Here is a 1919-nt window from a genome sequence, read left to right as displayed (position 1 = left end):
GTAAACTTCCATGTCAGTTAATCCCCCAACTGCTCGCTCCAGTCTGCGTAAGTCGTGGTTAGAGATTACGGCAGTTACCGCTTGGGGTATTTTGCTGCTCAAATACGCGATCGATGGTACGCTCTACATTCTGATCCATCCCAGCTATTACCCACTAGTCACGATTACAGGCGGCTGCCTACTCGCGATCGGGCTATGGCAGAGCTGGCGACTCTATCGCGGTAAAATTGTCGCACCGCCAGAACTGCACAGTAGTTTACTACCACCAGTTATTACCACCATGTTACTCTTGGGTACCGCGATCGCGGGATTGATTATTACCCCCAAAATATTTACTAGTCAAGCCGCAATTCAGCGCGGAGTGACTGGTGAATCGGTAACAGTCACCCGCAGCCAAACCCAAGCCTTCCGTACCAACGTCCGATCGGAATCCAAAACCTTGGTAGATTGGGTCCGAACGCTCAATAATTATCCCGAACCCGACGCCTATCTGGGTCAAAAAGCCAATATCAACGGCTTTATCTTCTACTCCAAAGAACTCCCACCGAACTACCTGATGCTATCGCGATTCGTGATTACCTGTTGCGCCGCAGATGCCTACCCAGTCTCAATGCTAGTCAAGTTCAACGGTACTCGCGAAACCTATTCCCAAGATAGCTGGCTCCAAGTCAAAGGCACCGCGATCGTCGAAACCTTTGCTGGTAGCCGTCAATTAGTCATCGAAGCTAATGAACTCAAGTCTATCCCCGCGCCGAAGAATCCTTATCAGGAGTAGATGGGAGATGGGAGATGGGAGATGGGAGATAGTAGAGGACAGGAGTTAGTGACTATCGATATTACCTCTTACCTATTACCTCTTACCTCTTACCCCTATTACCTCTCCCATCTCCCATGAACTCTAGCAAACCATCACAACCGATCGATCGCATTGCCATCATTTGGATGGTGGGATTGAGTATGGCGATCGCGATTTTATTGTGGAGTGGCGATCGTACGTTGCCGCAAGTCCGCGACTTCAATTGGCAAAACCGACGGATTGGGGCGGATGACATCGCCTTTACCTTGACTTTCAACCGCCAGATCGATCGACCGACTGTTGCCAAGCAACTCCAAATTACGCCGCCACTGCCGGGGAAAATTAGCTGGGCGGGGTCTAGAATGGCATATACGCTGACTAATCCAGCTCAATATGGCAAGACATATCAAGTCAGTCTCCAAGGGGCTAGAGAGCTAATTGGGAAGACTAGCGGTAAGGAAATCGTGCCATTTAGCGGCGAGTTTCAGACGCCAGATCGAATGTTTGCTTATATTAGCAGCGGCACGACCGATCGCGGTCGGATTGTTATTTACAATTTCCAAACTAAAACCTCCCAAATTGTCACTCCTGAAAATTTAGTAGTGACAGATTATAAGCTCGATCGCAATAGCCAAAAAATCGTTTTTACCGCTACCGATCCTCAAACTTTGGCAAATGGGCAACCCGCAATTTCCAGTCAGCAAGTCTATAGTATTACGACCGGACTTCCCCCGCGCGACCTCAGTCTCGATGCGTCACCGGAGCTGCTGCGCCAACGGCAAATTGTCACTCCTGGCAAAGCTGAATTAGTCCTCGACAGTCGCGAGTATCAAAATGTCAAATTCGATCTCTCCCCCGATGGAAATAAAGTCGTCGTCCAAAGAGTGAATCGAAAAAAGCCCAGTGACTTTGCCTTGTGGGTTGTCACTCTAGACAAATCTGCCGCTCCGCTCAAACTCAGACAAAGTGGTGATTTTGCCATTACCCCAGATAGTAGCGCCGTCGCCGCCGCCGTCGAACAACAAGGGATTTCGATTTTACCCTTGACACCAACCCCAGGTAATAACCTAGACTTTTCGCCAGAATTTAGCAGTGTTCTGGGCTTCGCTACCGATGGTACTGC

General features: G+C 49.4%; 1 protein-coding gene and 1 pseudogene. Both read left to right on the top strand.

Annotated elements, in window-relative coordinates:
* The first annotated feature begins 10 nt into the window (after positions 1-10).
* Positions 11-775 (top strand): TIGR03943 family putative permease subunit, encoded by a 765-nt coding sequence (locus RMO35_RS18980; RefSeq protein ID WP_309743141.1) that lies wholly within the window; start codon positions 11-13, stop codon positions 773-775.
* A gap of 116 nt (positions 776-891) precedes the next feature.
* Positions 892-1919 (top strand): annotated as a pseudogene (locus RMO35_RS18975) (Ig-like domain-containing protein); the annotation flags it as partial.

The sequence above is a fragment of the Chamaesiphon sp. OTE_20_metabat_361 genome (assembly GCF_031364565.1).
Note: the sequence above shows the minus strand (reverse complement) of the source record. Positions and strands in the feature narration are given on the sequence as shown.